At 51.7% G+C, this 18,339-nt stretch carries 16 protein-coding genes; 6 read left to right on the top strand and 10 right to left on the bottom strand.

Features of this window, described 5'->3' with window-relative positions; translation table 11 throughout:
• Positions 1 to 517: 517 nt before the first annotated feature.
• The 3 genes from IDM48_RS00815 (at position 518) to IDM48_RS00805 (ending at position 4,334) form a co-directional block, all read left to right on the top strand.
• Positions 518 to 1,882 (top strand): SLC5/6 family protein, encoded by a 1,365-nt coding sequence (locus IDM48_RS00815; RefSeq protein WP_068169031.1) that lies wholly within the window; start codon positions 518 to 520, stop codon positions 1,880 to 1,882.
• Positions 1,883 to 1,929: 47 nt separating this feature from the next.
• Positions 1,930 to 3,303, top strand: coding sequence for an L-serine ammonia-lyase (locus IDM48_RS00810; RefSeq protein WP_145177366.1), 1,374 nt, complete (start codon positions 1,930 to 1,932; stop codon positions 3,301 to 3,303).
• A gap of 149 nt (positions 3,304 to 3,452) precedes the next feature.
• Complete coding sequence (locus IDM48_RS00805; RefSeq protein ID WP_202939894.1) at positions 3,453 to 4,334, top strand: helix-turn-helix transcriptional regulator; 882 nt, start codon at positions 3,453 to 3,455, stop codon at positions 4,332 to 4,334.
• Between the two features lie 2 nt (positions 4,335 to 4,336).
• Here the strand turns inward: IDM48_RS00805 and IDM48_RS00800 are convergent, their stop codons facing one another.
• The 5 genes from IDM48_RS00800 to IDM48_RS00780 form a co-directional block, all read right to left on the bottom strand.
• Positions 4,337 to 5,266, bottom strand: a complete 930-nt coding sequence (locus IDM48_RS00800; protein WP_145177362.1) for an SPFH domain-containing protein — start codon at positions 5,264 to 5,266, stop codon at positions 4,337 to 4,339.
• Positions 5,267 to 5,458: 192 nt separating this feature from the next.
• Positions 5,459 to 6,952: a DUF1846 domain-containing protein gene (locus tag IDM48_RS00795; RefSeq protein WP_190617621.1), complete on the bottom strand. Its 1,494-nt coding sequence runs from the start codon at positions 6,950 to 6,952 to the stop codon at positions 5,459 to 5,461.
• Positions 6,953 to 6,986: 34 nt separating this feature from the next.
• A complete protein-coding gene (locus IDM48_RS00790; protein ID WP_190617619.1) occupies positions 6,987 to 7,928 on the bottom strand; it encodes a TPM domain-containing protein in 942 nt (313 codons plus the stop codon).
• Between the two features lie 122 nt (positions 7,929 to 8,050).
• On the bottom strand, positions 8,051 to 9,028 hold the full coding sequence (locus IDM48_RS00785; RefSeq protein WP_190617617.1) for a TPM domain-containing protein: 978 nt from the start codon (positions 9,026 to 9,028) through the stop codon (positions 8,051 to 8,053).
• Positions 9,029 to 9,172: 144 nt separating this feature from the next.
• On the bottom strand, positions 9,173 to 10,534 hold the full coding sequence (locus IDM48_RS00780) for an MATE family efflux transporter (protein ID WP_190617615.1): 1,362 nt from the start codon (positions 10,532 to 10,534) through the stop codon (positions 9,173 to 9,175).
• Between the two features lie 128 nt (positions 10,535 to 10,662).
• Between IDM48_RS00780 and IDM48_RS00775 the strand changes: the two genes are divergently transcribed.
• Entirely contained in the window at positions 10,663 to 11,091 is a 429-nt protein-coding gene (locus IDM48_RS00775; protein WP_190617613.1) for a LysE family translocator, read from the top strand.
• A gap of 17 nt (positions 11,092 to 11,108) precedes the next feature.
• Here the strand turns inward: IDM48_RS00775 and IDM48_RS00770 are convergent, their stop codons facing one another.
• The 5 genes from IDM48_RS00770 to IDM48_RS00750 all read right to left on the bottom strand — a co-directional run bounded on the left by IDM48_RS00770 (position 11,109) and on the right by IDM48_RS00750 (position 14,699).
• Positions 11,109 to 11,573, bottom strand: coding sequence for a hypothetical protein (locus IDM48_RS00770; protein ID WP_202939893.1), 465 nt, complete (start codon positions 11,571 to 11,573; stop codon positions 11,109 to 11,111).
• 469 nt (positions 11,574 to 12,042) lie between these two features.
• Positions 12,043 to 12,516, bottom strand: a complete 474-nt coding sequence (locus tag IDM48_RS00765) for a pyridoxamine 5'-phosphate oxidase family protein (protein WP_190617610.1) — start codon at positions 12,514 to 12,516, stop codon at positions 12,043 to 12,045.
• Positions 12,517 to 12,691: 175 nt separating this feature from the next.
• Positions 12,692 to 13,204 (bottom strand): hypothetical protein, encoded by a 513-nt coding sequence (locus tag IDM48_RS00760; protein ID WP_145177342.1) that lies wholly within the window; start codon positions 13,202 to 13,204, stop codon positions 12,692 to 12,694.
• 8 nt (positions 13,205 to 13,212) lie between these two features.
• Positions 13,213 to 14,238 carry a GNAT family N-acetyltransferase gene (locus tag IDM48_RS00755; RefSeq protein WP_190617609.1) on the bottom strand — a complete coding sequence of 342 codons (1,026 nt, stop codon included), beginning with the start codon at positions 14,236 to 14,238 and terminating at the stop codon, positions 13,213 to 13,215.
• A 29-nt stretch (positions 14,239 to 14,267) separates the two neighbouring features.
• Positions 14,268 to 14,699 carry an RNA-binding S4 domain-containing protein gene (locus IDM48_RS00750; RefSeq protein WP_190617606.1) on the bottom strand — a complete coding sequence of 144 codons (432 nt, stop codon included), beginning with the start codon at positions 14,697 to 14,699 and terminating at the stop codon, positions 14,268 to 14,270.
• A 241-nt stretch (positions 14,700 to 14,940) separates the two neighbouring features.
• Here IDM48_RS00750 and IDM48_RS00745 point away from each other — a divergent pair, with 241 nt between their 5' ends.
• Together IDM48_RS00745 and IDM48_RS00740 are read left to right on the top strand one after the other, a co-directional pair.
• The gene (locus tag IDM48_RS00745) at positions 14,941 to 16,017 is read left to right on the top strand and encodes a sucrase ferredoxin (protein WP_190617604.1); all 1,077 of its coding nucleotides are present in this window, start codon (positions 14,941 to 14,943) and stop codon (positions 16,015 to 16,017) included.
• A gap of 133 nt (positions 16,018 to 16,150) precedes the next feature.
• Complete coding sequence (locus IDM48_RS00740; RefSeq protein ID WP_190617602.1) at positions 16,151 to 18,328, top strand: bifunctional metallophosphatase/5'-nucleotidase; 2,178 nt, start codon at positions 16,151 to 16,153, stop codon at positions 18,326 to 18,328.
• The last annotated feature ends 11 nt before the right edge of the window (positions 18,329 to 18,339 follow it).

Raw genomic sequence — 18,339 nt, 5'->3', positions numbered from 1 at the left:
CCAGAGAAATGAGGTGGAGGGGAAGACTCTGATAAGGGTTTTCCCCTCCCCTTTTTTGGGTCATCGCCTAATTTTTTATCAGCTATTTTTAGAGTTGACCCGTGTTACAGAAAATGTGTTTCATATCATAAATTTAAGTCTCTTTTGGTCCGCAATGGAGCTTATTGCACTACAGCTACCTACGAGATTGTTGAACAACTAGGTGCGAGATCCTCTTACAAGAGCTCATCCTTGATAAATTGACGAGATGAGGACGGAGTGACCTTATCAATAAATAATTATCGTGTTGATAAAAAAATTTTCTAAGAGTAGTGTGAGACATATCAAACAACATAGTTGATCCGAGAAAAACGGGGATTGTTCAACAAAAATCGCTCTGACAAGCGATAATATTGAGAGAAATTTATCTCAGGCCGCCTCAAGGATGAGAAAACTGAGAAAAAATTTTTCAATCTGACTTCGAGCACCTGCCCCATCTTCTTAGATCCTCTCGTTCTCACGCACTCGGAGAAAGAACATGTCACACACCCCTCAAGCTGCATCGGGTTCTGTTGCTGCAGCATCTTCACCAGAATCTCACCCATCTTCCGCAGGCGTAGCTAACGTCGACTCATCTCAGGCTCCTAAATGGAACAAGACTGATACCCTATGGACTCTTAGCCTCTTCGGAACCGCAATCGGTGCCGGCGTGCTCTTCCTACCTATTAATGCTGGTATTGGCGGCATTATCCCGCTCATCATCCTGGCAGTTATTGCCTTCCCGATGACCTACTGGGCTCACCGCGGCCTTACTCGTTTCGTACTTTCGGGTTCCAGCGAAGATGCTGACCTCACCGAAACCGTTACAGAGCACTTCGGACGTGGCGCAGGCGCCGTTATGAACGTCCTCTACTTCCTCTCCGTGTACCCCATTCTTCTGGTCTACTCGGTAACCATCACCAACACCGTCAACTCCTTCCTGGAGCACCAGCTCGGTGTGACGCCGCTTCCTCGCTGGCTTATGGCACTGATTTTGGTTGGTGGCCTCATCTTCATCGTTAGCCTCGGCAAAGACATCATCGTTCGCGTTATGTCCTACCTGGTCTACCCCTTCATTGCCGTTCTCGTTCTGCTCGGCATCTACTTGATTCCCAAATGGAACGGCGCACTTTTCAAGACTTTCGACCTCAGCGTTGCAACCCAGGCATCCGGTCACACCCTCGGTGTCACCCTCATGTTGCTGGTTCCCGTGATGGTTTTCTCCTTCAACCACTCACCTATGATTTCTTCCTTCGCCGTTGACCGCCGTCAGGCTTACGGCAAGTTCGCAGACTTCAAAACCGGTCAGATTTTGCGCCGCGCAGAAGCTCTCATGGTTGTCGTCGTTATGTTCTTCGTTTTCTCCTGCGCATTGGCTCTAAGCCCCGAAGATATGGCACAGGCAAAGGAACAGAACGTTACTATCCTTTCCTACTTGGCTAACCACTTCGATAACCCCATCATCTCTTGGGCTGCTCCCATCATCGCTATGGTTGCTGTTGCTAAGTCCTTCCTCGGTCACTACCTCGGCGCTGCTGAAGGCTTTGAAGGCCTCGTTATTAAGGGTGCAAACGCTGGCGGAAAGCGCAACATTACCCACAGCAAGAAGCTCTCCACCGGAACCTTGATCTTCATGCTCATCACCGCATGGTTGGTTGCTTGGTCTAACCCTTCAATTCTTGGCATGATCGAGACTCTCTGTGGTCCTACTATCGCTATCCTTCTCTTCCTCATGCCGATGTGGGCTATCCACACCGTTCCTGCACTGCAGAAGTACAAGGGTAAGGCTTCCAACTACTTCATCTTCTTTATGGGTCTAGTAGCTTTGGCAACCATCATCTACTCCATCGTTCAGGCTTTCTAAAACAGTCTCTGCAACAGATAAAAAGTTTTACTTCAAGGAACAGAAAAATGTATATCAGCATCTTTGATATGTTCAAGATCGGCATTGGCCCTTCTAGCTCACATACCCTTGGCCCTATGAAGGCAGGCAAAGCCTTCGTTGACCAACTCATTGAAGAGGGAAAACTCGATCAAGCAACCCATGTGCAGGTAAAACTCTATGGTTCGCTGTCCCTCACCGGAAAAGGCCACTCCACCGATAAAGCCGTGCTGCTCGGTCTTGCTGGTGAAGAACCTGAAACCGTAGATATTGACGGCATCGACAAGTTCATCGCGAGCGTCGTCCATACCGAAAAAATCAAGCTCAACGGTACTCACGAAGTAGATTTCCCCGCCGACGACGGCATGTACTTCTTCGACGAATACCTGCCCATGCATGAAAACGGTATGTGCATTGTGGCTTTCAACGGCGACGAAGAGCTTCTGCATAAAACCTATTACTCCATCGGCGGCGGCTTCATCGTCGACCAGGAAAACTTTGCAAAGCGCGGAGAATCTAGTGCGAAAGTTCCTTACGAGTTCTCCTCTGCCGAAGAGCTCTTGCAGCTTTGTGCAGAAAACAATCTCACTTTCCCCGAGCTAGCTTGGGCTAATGAGCTTGCACTACACAGCGAAGAAGAAATCAAAACCCATCTAGATAAAATCTGGAAGGTTATGAAGGACGGCGTAGAGCGCGGTTCGCATCGCGAAGGCCCCCTTCCTGGTAACCTGCTTCTTCCTCGTCGCGCTGGCCTGTTGCGCCGTCGCCTGGAAGCTCAGGAGACCAACAATGGTCTTACCATGATGAGCTGGGTCAACCTCTTTGCAATGTCTGTTTCCGAGGAAAATGCTTCTATCGGTCGCGTAGTAACGGCTCCTACCAACGGTGCTTGCGGTATCGTTCCGGCAGTTATTCACTACTATGACAAGTTCGTTGAACCAGTCACTGAGAAAATTTTTGCCGATTACATCATGGCAAGTAACCTCGTAGCAGGTCTGTACAAGATGAACGCTTCTATCTCTGGCGCTGAAGTTGGTTGCCAGGGCGAAGTAGGTGTTGCATGCTCCATGGCAGCCGCTGGTCTCGCTCAGCTTGAGGGTGGCACCCCCGAACAGATTTGCGTAGCAGCTGAAATCGCAATGGAACACAAGCTCGGCCTCACCTGCGATCCCGTAGGCGGTCTCGTACAGATTCCATGTATCGAACGCAACGGTGTAGCTTCACTCGATGCTATTAACGCTGCGAGCATGGCGATGGAACGCGAAAGTGCACCCACCGTATCGCTCGATAAGGTGATTGCCACCATGTACCAAACCGGTAAAGACATGAACTCTAAGTATCGTGAGACTTCCCTCGGCGGATTGGCAACAACGGTGCTACCCGTACCCCCGGTATGTGGCTAAAAATATAAATTCATATGTTTGTAGCAGCTGAGGGTGCCAACCACACACTTTGTGGCGGGCACCCTCAGCTATATGAAAAATCAATTTATAGACAACATCAGGAAACAGCAGGCAAGGTTTCTCTTGCTATCAGGTATCTAAGGAAGAGTATGGACCCCTCACCCCGTACGCATGCAGAATTCATCAATCAATACATTCCGCTTGTCGATTTTCTCGGTCAGGCGATGGGTCCAAACGTCGAAATTGTTCTCCACGACTTAGATATCCCCGATAAATCTATTATCGCTATCAGTAACAGCCATATCAGTGGCCGCCAGATTGGCGGGCCGGTAACGGACTTCGCCCTATGGTTTATGAAACAGGGTGATGCCACCCATGTACCGATGATGACAGGTTACCGAGCAGTGAACTCCGAGGGGCGCGTCTGCCGTTCCTCTAGTTACTTTCTACGAGATGAAAACAACGTGATGCGGGGAATGCTCTGCATCAACGTCGACGTCAGCGACCTTATTCAGATACGAAACCTGACAAGCAAGATGATTGGCAACACCGAGACTACCGCCCAGGAGAAAACCCAGGCATTCGGTGGCTATCCCGGACCCGGTGCTATTCCGCCGAATCCGGGCATAGACGAGAAGAGCGAATCTTTCTTCCCCAGTGACATCCAAACATTCATTCAGCAACCCTCGATTGCTCAAACTATTGCGGAGATGTCGAGCCCAAAGGTTCAGACAAGCAATATGGTGGAGGATGCCTCCACTGACTTCTCACCTACAGATGAAGCTCAGGGAGAGGTAGTGGAATCACTGGGATCGAACGTCCAGCATCTCTTGGAATCCATGCTAGATAAAACGATCGCCGAACAGGGTATCTCCCCCGAACGCATGCAACGTGAAGAAAGAGTAGAGGCGGTACGCAGTTTAGAAGACGCCGGCTTCTTCCTCCTCAAAGGTGGAATAGCCGCAGCAGCTAAGAGACTAGAAGTTTCCGAACCAACTATCTATCGCTACCTGGTAGAAGTACGCAACTAGACTTAGCGGTGGGACTGCACTTCCTCCGCCTGAATGATGCTACGGGTAATATCATCTGAGGTCATGGAACGGTTTTTGCCGCTGAGATTGCTGCCGTCCATCATAATAACCTTGGCGTTGTTGCTGGAGGCGAGGGCAGAGTAAACCGCCATGCCGTCGTTGAATTTGAGCCACTCTACAGCCGCTTCAGCGGATAGCCCGGCGTCCTTGAGCTTGTCGATGCGTTCCTTCATGCCCTTGGCAATCTCATCGCCCTCTTGCGCAATACCTTCACCGCGCAGTCGGCGGGCGTCACGCTCAGCCTCGGCGTCCAGAATCGCTGCCTGCTTATTACCTTCGGCAGTGAGAATTTGAGCCTGGCGCTTACGTTCTGAAGCGTTGACCTGGTTCATGGCATCTTTGACCTCGGGCGCAGGCTCGACGTCGATGACGTTCGTATCCTTGATGACGTAACCATACTCGCCGATTTTCTCGGTCAGCTCGCCCTGCAGAGCCAGACCCACCTGGTGGAGCGAACCGTACGCTTCGTCCAAGTCAAGTTTGGAGAGCGAACCTACAATGTTCTGCTGGATGTAAGAACGCATCTGATTTTCAGGGTTCGACAGTTTGTAGACGGCGTTTTTGACGTCCTGTTCATTCTCATTCACAAAATACTGCACGTTCACCGGAACCTGCACGAAGACGTTGTCCTGGGTCTTGGTGGCAACCAGCAGGTCTAGCTCGCGAATACGCAAGGTCTGCTTGTAAGCAACTCGCTCCACAAACGGCAAGCGGAAGTGAAGACCGGAAGACAGCGTGCGATTGTACTTACCCAGCTTCTCGATGACATAGACGTCCGATTGCGGCACCACCAAAATGCAACTCACCAGAAAGATCAGCGCAAGCGCAACAAGAATAATAAGTAAGACAAGTGATACTAAAGCTGCCGTCATGGGGGGGTACTTTCTGTAGGGATGTGTGGTTTCTTCCACTGTACAAAGCACGACGCGCGGGCGGTACTTGCCGGCGAAATATTACTTGGTATCGGTGTCGGAATTTAAAGTTTGTATCAAAAAAGTCGGTTTGTACCACGAAATTCTTGGTACAAACCGACTTTTTTGATACAAACTCCCCTGCGGGAAAAACTACCGCTTCTGATACAGCGATTTACGCTGGAATTTCGGGTCGGAAGTCACCAGTACACCAAGGTTGCGGAAGATACCTTCATCAACTGAACCGAGGATAGTGGTGGTATGAACATCGCAACCGCGCAGGTTCTTGAGCTGCTCCAGTGCACGCTGGGCTTCTTCATTTGCCGCTGCAGAAACTGAGAGAGCAATCAGAACCTCGTCAGTATGCAAACGGGGGTTCTGGCTTCCCAAGTGAACGGTCTTGAGCTTCTGAATAGGCTCAATAGATTCAACGGAAAGCAGGTGGCTTTCATCTGAAATACCCGCCAGGTGCTTCAAAGCGTTCAAGAGCATAGCGGAGGAGCAACCCAAAAGATCGGTGGTGCGTCCGGTAATAATCTTGCCATCGGGCAATTCGATTGCTGCAGCGGGTAGCGAAGTTTCTTCTTCACGCGCACGAGCAGGTTCAATGACCACACGGTCTTCAGCCTTCAAGCCGGCCTTCGCCAGCACTACTGCGGCGCGGTCAGACTGAGTAGAATCCAGGCCGTCACGAGCTTCATCCACCAGGGTCTTGAAGTAGCGGCGAATAATTTCCTGCTCAGATGCGTGGCGGCAGGCGGCGTCATCAGTAATGCAGTTACCCGCCATGTTTACGCCCATGTCAGTCGGTGACTGGTAGGGGGTAGTGCCGGTAACGCGCTCTAACAGGGTTTTGAGAAGGGGGAAGGCTTCGACGTCGCGGTTGTAGTTGACGGTCGATTCGCCATACGCCGAGAGGTGGAAGTGGTCAATCACGTTGGCGTCGTTGAGATCCACCGTCGCTGCCTCGTAAGCGAGGTTAACGGGGTGTTCCAGCGGCAAATTCCAGATAGGGAAAGTCTCAAACTTTGCGTACCCTGCCTTGGTTCCACGCTTGTTTTCGTGGTAAACCTGGCTGAGCGCAGTAGCTAGCTTGCCTGAACCGGGACCAGGAGCAGTGACCACAACGAGGTCGCGGGTTGTCTCTGCGAATTCGTTACGACCCAGCCCCTCTTCAGACACAATCAAGTCCATGTTCGTGGGGTAACCGGGAATTACACGGTGGCGGGAAACCTTCATACCCAAACGCTCTAGGCGCTCTTTGAAGGCGACGGCGAGACGGTCATCGTCCTCCATCTGCGTAAGCACTACGTGTTCTACCAAGAAACCGCGATCGCGGAAAACATCTACGAGGCGCAGGACGTCATCTTCATAGGAAATACCCAAGTCAGCGCGCATTTTGTGGCGCTCAAGATCTTTTGCGTTAATGCAGATAAGGATTTCAACTTCATCGCGGATTTTTTCAAGCATCGCGATTTTGTTGTCCGGAGTGAATCCGGGAAGCACACGGGAAGCGTGCATATCGTCAAAAAGTTTGCCGCCCATTTCGAGGTAGAGCTTACCGCCTAATTCTTCGCGGCGCTCTTGGATGTGCTGAGACTGAGTCTCGATATATTTCTCACGGTCAAAGCCAATGTTGTTCACCATGGAACTTAAGCATACAACGGCTTAGGAAACTTACCTAAAAGCGTCCATCAGGATTATTGCCTTCACCGGTGTATAAATCGGGATTTGCTCGATACAGGGGCAACCATTCTTCAAAGTTATCGGCATACTGGGTGTATTCCTCATGGCTCTCTGCGGTCTTCGATTTTAACCGCAAATTATAGGGAAGAATACCTTCATCGGGCTTGTGATTATAAAAAGCCCGATACTTCCGATACGCCCTGCGCGTTTCGTCTGAGACCTCTAACTGGGGGTCTTTACTGACCGCATCATAAATCTGCGCATCGGCATACCGGTAAAATTTTTGACGACGGCGAATCCTATAGGTAGCAACACCTAGCAAGTAAAGCGAAAGTGCCCCGAGAACCCACCACACACCGTGAAGTTGCCGCGCGTACGCCTGATTTTTTTCTTCCTGCTGAACTTTTTCTGCCTGCCCAGCTTTCTGATAGATACTCTTGACGGCGTCGCCTATGCCATTTTTGAAGTCGCCCTCGCTCAGCTTGGGCAGAAGTACATCCTGAAGAATCTCATTTGTCGAAGCATTATCTAACGTAGCGTTACGACCACGATAAATACGCATGTCTCCATTTCGCACATTTACTGCAAGAAGCGCCCCATTTCCTTCTTTACCACCTAAGTTCCATGCTTTGGAAACCTCGCCGGCGTAGTCCGCAATATTGCTCACTTCTGAACTGGAAAAAATATAGACCATGACACGCACACCGTCGGTATTTTTATTAGCGGCGTCAATAACGGCGTTGATATCTTGTTCGTCTGCGGGGGTTAAAAAGTCGACGTCGTCGCGAATGTATCCTTCCTTGGGAGCTGAGGGAATATCGGCGGACGTTGGAGATTCGGCAGCACGAGCAAATGAAAGATGAGAGAGAAATGCGCCCATAACAAGGAACAACACCAATATCAGCTTATGTTTAGCTATAACAGTGCTCTCACTCATGGACAACTCCTCTCTATTACCGCATCAGCTTTCTAGTGTGCCATGCCGTTCGCTCTAGCTCCACACTTAATAACCAATAAATTATTGATAAAGAAAATATTTCCGCTGGGGCGCTCTATTCTTTAAAAACTTCCGCCAGCTCCGCCGCCGGAAAATCCGCCTCCCCCGCCGAAGGAACTACCACTGGTCGAGGAGAGGTCCTGGTGTTCTGCAGGGGTCACTCCGCTACCTGAATACAAGCTCGGCGCTACGGCGTACAGGGGAAGCCATGCCGCATAATGAGTGGCGTAGAGCGTGTATGCCTGGTCATCTTCGTCGGCTTTTTGCTGGATTTCAGCGTTATATTTATCCGCATCCCCCTGAGGAGGTTTGCGATGATTCCTCCGGTAAGAACGGTAGGCTTTGCGCATTTCATCGGTAGCCTCTAACGTTGGATCTTGCGCGAGAGCCTCTTCAATTTCTCGATCTGCAATTTTATTCCACTTGCGACGGTCAAGAAGCCACCACAGCAAACAACCCAGCAAAGGAAGTCCGACAAGCGAAAATGCGATAATCCCTACTATATTTTCGTGGCGTTGACTGTCTGTAATAGCCGCTGGCTTATTACCTTCCGCTGTTGAATATAGATCTTCGGTAGCACTCGTAAGCCCCTGCTCAAAGTTATCGTTTTTGAAATAAGGCTGGATGTCTTCTTCCACAATAGTTTCGGCGTCGCTGTCACTGATAGGCGAGGTATCTGCAGTGGCGATAAACATTTTGCGAGAGTTCATATCTACTGTGATTACCACGCCGTTTTTACTGCGATCACCCACACCCCAAGCGTTACCCACCTCGGTTGCGTAGTCCTTGACGTCTCCGTGGTCCTCCGCATAGGTGTAAATAGCCACCCGTGCAGCATCCGTTTCACCATTGCGTTGCTCGATGAGCTGATTGAGGCTCTGCTCCTGCGCGTCAGTCAGAATATCGGCGTTATCGAGGATATTTCCCGATGACGGCGGTGCAGGCACCTGCGATGCGGCGTCGTTCGAGCAGCCCGCCAGAGTGAGAACTCCCAGCGTCAATATCCCCAGAGTAAGTATGTGGTTCTGATGTACAGGCATGTGGTTTCCTCCTAGGGAAAGCCTACCAATTAGTGAGAGGCTTCACACCATATCGAAAGCACACAATTTGTCCACCACACACGGATCTTAGCTGTGCTTTTGAACGAACCGCGTGTTCTCAAACCGGGAGCGCCTGCCCTCCCCTTACTTAATCCATACGTCCTGACGGGCGCGCACTCCCAACGTCAGCGCGCGAGCACCCATATAACCACCTGCGTACGCAGTCCAGATTCCAAGAAATGCCCACACCGAATCGGTCATACTGAAATACACGATGACTAGCAGAGGAGCGTAGAAAGCCAGTGTGAAAACCGAAGCTAGAGCCAAGTATCGAACATCTTGAGCGCCAATGAGAACGCCGTCGAGAATAAAAACGTAAGCTGCGATGGGCTGCCCTACCGCAACCACCAGCATCGCAAGAGCGAAGAGATGCTGAACCTGTGGGTCTGCGGTAAAAATCCAGCCGCCCCAGAACCCAACGATGGGGCAGAGCAGACCCGTCACCGCTCCAAACCACAGACTCCACTTCACCAAGCGATTTTTAAGGTACCGGACGGCGCCTCGCCCCGCCGTTGTGGAAAGATCCCGTGCACCCATTTCCTTACCCAGTAATGCCTGGGCAGCGATAGCCAACGAATCGAGGGCAAAGGCGAGAAAGTTAAAGAATGTCATTGTCAGCTGATAAGCAGCAAGATTTGTGGCGCCTTGATGGGTCACCACAAAAACCGTAGAAAGTAGCGCAATTCTCATGGTGAGCGTACGCAACATGAGCCAGCCGCCCACTCGAAAAACACTGAGAGATCCACGGAGATCGGGCAGAAGGGAAACGCTATGCGCGCGCATACCACGAACCACCATTGCACCCATAGTCAGCCCCATACACCACTGAATGAAGGCAGTCGCCACCGCTGAACCTGCCACACCCATGCCCAGCGGATAAACCAGAAGCCAGCTCAGCCCCAAGTTAAGGGCCGCGCCGACTCCCGCAACGTACAGCGGAGTTTTAGTATCTTGCAGACCGCGCAAAACCCCAACTGCGGCAAGCACCAGCAACATGCCGGGCAGACCGAGCAACGACGGGCGCAAATAAGCCACCCCATACTCCGCGGTGGTTCCGAAGGCTCCCATTGCCCGCAACACAGGTTCTGCAATAAACCACCCCACGATAGCGAGAACTACCCCCAGCCCTAGCGCTACCCACAGGCCATTGCGTCCGGCAGTAAAAGCTCGTTGCAAATTTCCTGCACCAAAAGCTCGCGCCACCGCAGGGGTGGTGGAGTAGGACAGGAAAACCATAATCCCCACGACCGTCTGAATAACGGTTGCGCCCAAAGTCAGACCCGCCAACGGCTCGGTGCCCAGATGCCCCACAATAGCGGTATCACCCAGCACAAAAAGCGGCTCGGCGACGAGCGCCCCAAAAGCTGGCACCGCCAGCGCGAGTATCTGCCGATTAAGGCTAGAAGAACTTGATGCGGACGGCGCAGGGGTAGGTGAGGAAGCCATGAAACTACTGTATCGAACCGAGCGACAGAGCTTGAAAAGGCAAACGCCACCGCCAATGCGCTACTGTATTCCTTGAGTTACCGCCCCGGATCAGTAATCTATTTGCCGTCCAGAGAAAAATTGAGAACGTGTCCTTCGTTTCAACTTTTATCTTTTGGTCTATTTCTTTGCTACTTGCCTACACCCCAGGCGCAGATTGGGCATACGTTCTGAGCTCAGCTATCAAACAGAAATCTCCGCGCCCCTCAGTGGCAGGGCTCGTTCTGGGATATCTAGGTCTGGTAGTAATCGTGGCGGTGGGGGCAGCGACGCTAATCGAGAGCATACCCGGTGCCCTAGAAACACTGACCATTGTGGGCGCACTCTATTTGATATGGGTAGGTATCTCTATTTTTCGTAACCCGCCGCGAGCGCACACTGCCGACGGCGCCGTCCCTACCTCTGCGCGGAAGGTTTTGACGTCCCGCCCCGGCATTTCAAAGACGATGGGACTGTTCTCCGGGGTAGTGATGGTGATTATTGGACTGCTCCTTTTGGGCGAGCAGACGTGGGGATAGACCATATCTCCACAGATTTATATTGTGACCGGCCCTCGGTTGAACGAGTAAACCGTTCCATTCACCCTCACGCTACGTGTCGAATAGGCAGTAATTGAAGAGGTGCAGGTTGCATAAGAAATTTTTGCCGTGAATTTCGGGGGGACTTCAGCGATATATGTCTTATCAGTAGAGTTATAGGTCCAACCTCCACTGTATTTCATGGTGTACGCAGTGTAGCCGCTTCGCTGAGACGCAGTTGTATCAACTTTGGGAGTTGACCACAAAGGAACATAGGTAGGATCAGCAGCTAAACGAGTATTGACCCAGGCTAAAGATCCTAACGATGTGGGTAAGTAGAAAGTGATGGTGGCATTGGTGATTTTATCGGTGGTTTTAACACCGCCCACCCACAGCCCGCCGGTGGGATAGACCTCTTTTGTACCATCGAGTGAAACAACTGAGGTTCCTGCACCTGCCGTCGTGCAAGATTTACCCAGCAACAACTTTCCTTGGAGGGTTTTTGTAGTATTTTGAGATCCGGCATAGGCGGGTATAGCAGTAGTCGCTAAGATTACTGGGGCGGCCCATCCTATACCTTTCACGAGTTCCCTGCGCTTAGGGTTTATTGGGGGCATTATCGTTCCTATTAGTTCTGATAATTTAGGTGACCAGGGGAAATTTTGGTAGTAATTTATCTCCTATTTTATAGAATTCAACTACAAAAGTTACTCACAAAAGGTCTAAAGTCATAGAAAATTGATACCCGTGCTGAACCCCGTTTCCGAACCTAAGGCTAGGCAGGAGAGGAACAAGCAAAGTATGCGTACCTTTGCAAGTCCCCTCGCTGCCTAACAAACTCCGGCAGTATCTGCACAATAGTGGGAACGTTGAAATCAAAAATACTCGCGAAATTCTTGAAGAGGGTCTCGTCCCAGTTATAGTCAGGCTCTTACAAGAGATCTTTATGTTTTAAAGCTCTACAGTGTCGCTAGTGCCATCATGATCAGCACCGGTCAAACGGTTCTTCACAATCTCAGCCAGCGCCATAACCTTGCCGCCCGGGGTGCCCCAGAACTGCGCGGATTCGCTATTGAAACGAATCAAACCCAGATTAGGATCATTTAAACCTTCAAAGTAAGCTTCCATGCCCTTATTCCAGAGCTTTTCAGCCTGTGCGCGATCCTCTACAAATTCGATGGTGCCTGAAACTGATAGCCAGGAACCGGTTTCTGCGAAGGCAAGGTTAACCTCGCGGTTCGCTTTAATCTGCCGCGCCTGGTCGGAGTTCAACGCGATGAAGAACCACGCATCGGCGTCGTCGGTAATTTCCTGCGGGGTCATCGGATGGGTCTGGATTTTGCCTGATTCAGAGAGCGAGGCCATCATCACCAGTCGTTCCTCACGCATGATTTTTACAACTTGCTCTTTGGTGAAATCAGCCATTATTTCCTCCAAAAATAACATAAACAAATAACATAAACAGTACGCTTACTACTCTACGCCGGTTGAGGGATTCCTGCTAGCCACATCGCTTTTCTCCTGAAGATGCTCAGCAAATCTGTAAAAGTGCACTCAAATACATGCACTTTCACAGATTTAGTGACCCGCGCACCCGCAACTACTCCAGGTGCGCGGTATTTTTCTCCAGTTGCCGCTTGTACTGCCACTGGATGAGGTACGCCGTCAGGCCCGTGACCGCGAAGAAAAATATCCCTCGCGGCTGCCAGCCCAGCACGGTGCTCAGGAATAAAAACGCGCAGTTGAGCAGTGACCACCAAATTGCCAGCACGTATTCTGAGCGCCGCACAATCTCATAGCGACGCCACCAGCCGCGTTCAGTCGTAGGTAACTCCCTGAGCCGAACTTTCCGAGGATTCATACCGCGCCGTATCGCCATAAACGGATAAAGGCATAGAAACAGCAACGCCATAAGGCTAAAATCCTCCTGGTCCCTACCTACCGTGACGAAAAAATAGATAGACGACCCTACATTCGCCACTAGCATGCCAACCGCCAGCTTGTGAAGCTGACGAACGTAGGACGACGCCGGCGGTGGCTCCGGATAGAAACTCGTATTGTTGGGGTCGTTGGCTTCCCAAGGATTTGGTCCGTGATTCTGGTTTTCCGCCACATACTCTCCTAACTTTGAAAAGCAATTTCCTGGCAGGCGACCTTATATCCAAACTGCTCGTTGATGGCGTTCATTTGAGTGTTCAGCGATGAATTGCCCGTCACCACCACCTTGATGTGAGGTGCTACTGCTTCTAGTTTGCGATGATTAGCCACCTTCATAGCCAGCCCTAGAGCATGCCCGCGATGGGCAGGCATCACCAAAGTGTTTGCTTGGAAACCGATAGAAGTTCCCTCATTGGTGTTATAAATAATTTCGCTCTGGCCAGCAATTTCATTCTCTGGCGAGAATGCCACCGTAATGACGTCCCGGAAGCCCATTGCTTTTTGCTTCTCGCGAATTTCACGCACACGATCGGCAGAAAACTCAGGCGCTTCATTTCTATGGTCACCAGTGGGTTCGTCGAGCTCTAGCTGACGCAATAAAATCCCGTAGTTCTCTAGCTGATTTTCGGGAATGCCGTCGGTCCATGTTTCCAGGCGATAGTCGCCAATTTTTTCGGTAACCTGCGCTTCGAATTGCGCAAGTTTCCCTTCGGGGAGGGGAAGGTCTAAGGTCTTCTGTGCCGCCACGTTTTTCTTTTCCATCCCTAGACGGCGGGCAATAAGGTTCACAGGAAGCGTTGAATCATCGGCGTTGGCATCAGCAGGAATCTCACCCCACGAATCCAAGGTGGTTCGACCGGCGGCATGGGCAGTTTCTTTCAACCGCTCCGCCAAAGCCGAGCCTATCCCCCGTCCACGGTATTCCGGGTGAACCGCTAGACCAATAAACGCCGTCTTTTTGTTCTCATACAAGGGCATTCCGCAGATAGCGATACCTACAACGCGCTCGGCATCTCCTTCAGAAACAGCCGCTACAAAACGTTCGGTTTTCTGGTAAGCACTGGGGGCGAGCGCCGCGCGTCGTTCATCAACGGTAGACTTCTGGGACGCCCCATAAATGTCCTGCGCACATGCCTCGTCTAATTCGTTGAGCTGGCGCATTTCTTCATCGGAATCTACGTTGATTCCTCGGATAATAAAGTCTGTCATGAAAACAGAATACAGTTGGGGAGCTCACATTACTCATTGAAGCCGCGAAGTTTATCCAAGGCACGGCGTTCTTTCTTGGTGGGACGCCCCGCTCCTCGTTCGCGCCGCGGCACAGCGCCAGTGGTGAGGTAGGCAGGCTTGGGCTCAGAAAGATCTTCATAACAGGTGACCGCCACTGGGGCGCCCACGCGTTTGGTGAGGGTTTTGACTACCCTAAAGACCCGCTCGTACCCGGGGTAACGCACCCGGACGACGTCGCCGCTGCCGATTTTGAACGACGGCTTAATATGGGCGTCGTTGACGCGAACGTGGCCTGCCTTGACCTCGTCATTAGCTAAAGAGCGAGTTTTGAAGACACGAACAGACCAGAGCCATACGTCCACGCGTACTTTAGGTTGCGGTGGCAACGCTTGATGCGTTGGTGTTGCGCTCTGCTCTGTTGAGGTAGGTTGTTCGGTCATGTATTTAGGCTACCGAAAAGTCCTACTTGTTAGCCGCCTTTGCTGCTGCAAGCTCCTCGGGAGAAGACTTGGGAACAGTAATAATTACCGAAGCCAGCGCCAGAAGAAGCATGAAAATATTGACCGCAAAGGTAACCAGACCAGCTTCACGAACCGCTATGTTATCGGGGCGACCTACAAAGAGGAAGGTTAGAAAGCGCGCCGTCGATCATGCCTACTCCTTTGTACAAGGGATGTTTGAATGTTCTTTCACCTCTATGCTATTCCTATGGGTACTTACTTATCAGAGGGCAAAAGCGGTACGCTCAATAGTCCAGTATCGCGAACATCTGTAGCGTCAAATGTAACGACAGAGAAGGTTCTCTCCGCTATTCGCTTTCCTGACGTTCCCCAGAATTCCTGCTCCACTTTTACCGAGGGAAACTTAGCGGGAACAGCAGCGTATGAACCCGGCTGGATTGCTCTGGAACAGCCCGGCGCCTGGGGAAGGGATATTTTCGATGGCGTTGCCTTTGATAGCACTGTAGCTCAGACACTGGAGAAAAAACTTGCTGATGAGGGTGGATACCGCCTGCTTCTCATCCGTAAACCGGGCAGATTGGGGCAGGTGGTTCAGGACGGCGTGCGAAGGGTTTTTCTCGCCCGTCGAATTCACGGGCAAGACCAACTATTCACTTTCTGCGTGAAAGGACCTGCAGACTTACTCGAATTGCCATTGAATGACCCCTCTCAGATTCCCTTTGCAGAACGGCTCCCCGGAACGGTTCTCACCCTAGTGTGTGCCCATGCCAAAAGAGACCAGTGCTGTGCCTTGCGAGGTCGCCCCATTGCCCGCTTTCTCGATCAGATGAGACCCGGCGGCACCGTATGGGAGTGTTCGCATTTGAGCGGTCATAGGCTTGCCCCGACGGCGATGCTTTTGCCATCCGGTTACACCTACGGGCGAATCTCAGCAGAAAGCATATTGGCTGCTACTAGCTGTCTTGAGGAAACCGGAGTGCCGCTGGTGGATAATTTACGCGGACGTTCGAGCTTGCCAGCAGCTCATCAGGTAGCCGAGGTGGCGGTGCGAGAGTCGCTCCTCGCCGAGCAGATTGAACCGGGAATTGAAGAACTAACTTTTGAAGATGCCCCTCAAAAATATTCCGATTCAGCCATATCTTCGGTGCACGTGAAATGGGGATCCGCCCGGGGAGCCGAGACTCGCGCCTGGGACGTCGTCGTCAAGCTGGGAAAAACAGCCGCAGTACCTGCCTCCTGCGGCAAAGAAGCTAAACCCGCAAAATCATACGAAGTAGTAGAAATCCGCCCTCTCTAGCGAGCCGCTCGTTACCTAAACTTCTCGTGTCATTTAGCTTCATTTACCCGCCCTGAGGCTCTACGGTTTCCTGCTTTCCCTACAATGAAGACATCGCACACATCACTCGCGCCGCTGACGAAAGGAATTTTCGATGCGACGCATCATCGCTTCAGGAACCGGGCTTTTACTAGCCACCAGTGCTGTCATTATCGCCTCCCCAGCAATGGCGGCAGAGACAGATCTAGGTGATCTGACCGTTCTAGCTACCACCGATATCCACTCCCATGTGGCTGACTACGACTATTTCACCGGTCAAAACTACGGCGCTAAAGACCCCTCTAAAGCTCTGGGGATGGAGCATTTAGCAACTGCCATCAAGCAAGTGCAGAATGAGGGTGGCGACTCCGTACTAACCGTAGATAACGGCGACGCCAACCAGGGTTCGAGCCTTGCTAGCTACTACCAGCAGAACCGTGGCGCTGACACGGTAGACCCCATGGCAACAGTCTTTAACCAGCTCAACTATGAAGCCAGTGTTGTAGGAAACCACGAATTCAACTACGGTCTTGATGCGCTGAAACAGTATCAGGGCAACCTCAACATGCCGCTGCTCGGGGCGAACGTGATTGATGTCCAGTCCGGCAAACCAGCGCTAACGCCCTACACCATGATTGATAAAAAGGTCGGCGATAAAACCGTCAAGGTTGCTGTGGTCGGTGTCGTGACCCCCGGCGTCGAAACCTGGGATAAGGCAAATGTTGAAGGCAAATTAATTTTTGAGGACGCTGCCCAAACTGCTTCTCGCTATGCCAAGACGGCGAAAGATGAAGGAGCTGACGTCGTCATTGTTCTAGCCCATACCGGTCTTGACCCCGAGGGCGTAACTTATGACCCTGCGGCAAAAGCAGAAAACGTGGCTCGTTCGGTAGCGGAACAAAGCACTGACGTGGACGTGGTGATTGGTGGTCACTCACATGTGACCGATAAAGCTCAAGAATATTTCGTGAATAAAGAGGGCAAGAAGGTTCTTTTCTCTCAACCCGGGTACTGGGCTCGTTTCGCTTCAGAAATTACGGTTCCGTTAACCATTGACGACGCCACCGGAAAGGTTGAGGTTGAGTGGTCAGAGGAAGAGCAACCCAGGGTAAAGACCCTCAACGCCGCAGATTATTCTAGTGACCCCGCCATTCTGGCAGCTATTGAACCCTACCATTCGGACACTAAAAAGTGGGTTCAGACCGTAGTTGCCCAGGCAACCGAGCCGATGTCCGGCGCAGAATCTGCATGGAAAGATACCGCGATTCTTGACTTCATCAACCACGTGCAGACCGAAGAAGTTACCCGCGCCGTCGCCGGTACGAAGAACGAAGACCTGCCTGTGATTTCTGAAGTTTCGCCGTTCTCTCGCACTGCGCTGTTTGAAAAGGGCGATGTCACCATTGCAGATATGGCTGGGCTTTATGTCTTTGACAACACCCTCATGGGCGTCAAACTCACCGGCGCCCAGCTGCGGGATTACCTCGAATGGTCCGCCCGCTACTACAAGCAGCAGGAGCCCGGTGCAGAGATTAGCAACTGGGCGGATGTCACCAACGCCATGTATCCCGGCGATACCCGCGGAATCCCTGACTACTCCTACGATGTGCTCTCCGGCGTGAACTACCACCTCAATATCTCCAAGCCTGTGGGGCAGCGCGTAGAGAACCTCACCTTGGCAGATGGTTCGGCTCTAGCGGACGATCAGGAAGTTATTCTTGCTCTCAACAACTACCGCTGGTCTGGTGGGTCAGGCTACCCCCATGTAACCGATGCAGAAATTGTCTACAACGAGCAAAAAGCTGTTCGCGATCTTATGATTCAGTGGGCAACGGAAAACAAGATTATTGATCCCGCAGATTTCTTCACCGAAAACTGGAGTGTTTCAGCGGCTTCCGCAGTGGTTCCTTCTGAGACCCCCAGCTCTGCACCCAGCGAAGAACCTTCGGCTGCGCCTTCCGAGCAGCCTCAACCTTCGGCAGAGCCCACCGCACCTGCGAGTGCCGTTGCGTCTCCAGCAGGCTCGCCTTCGGCTGAGCCCGCTGCACCAGCGAGCCAGGCAAGCACTCAGCCTGTAGACATAACTACTGGCTCCAATTCTGATGTTGAGAACTCGCGCGACGGCGCAGAAGCAAGTCAAGGTGCCGAAGCGAACGAAAATGCAACGGCGTCTTCTGCTGATTACCTGGCGCACACCGGCCGCAATCTGGTTCTGCTAGTGGGTGCAGGAATTCTGTTGCTTCTAGTAGGCGGCACTGTCCTCAAAGCGGGTCGGGGAAAGGGCAAGAGCTAGAAGAGACGACT

It is taken from the genome of Rothia amarae, assembly GCF_014705945.2.
In the GTDB taxonomy this organism is placed as follows: Bacteria; Actinomycetota; Actinomycetes; order Actinomycetales; family Micrococcaceae; genus Rothia; species Rothia amarae.
The sequence above is the reverse complement of the archived record's forward strand: the minus strand, read 5'-3'. Positions and strand labels throughout refer to the sequence as shown.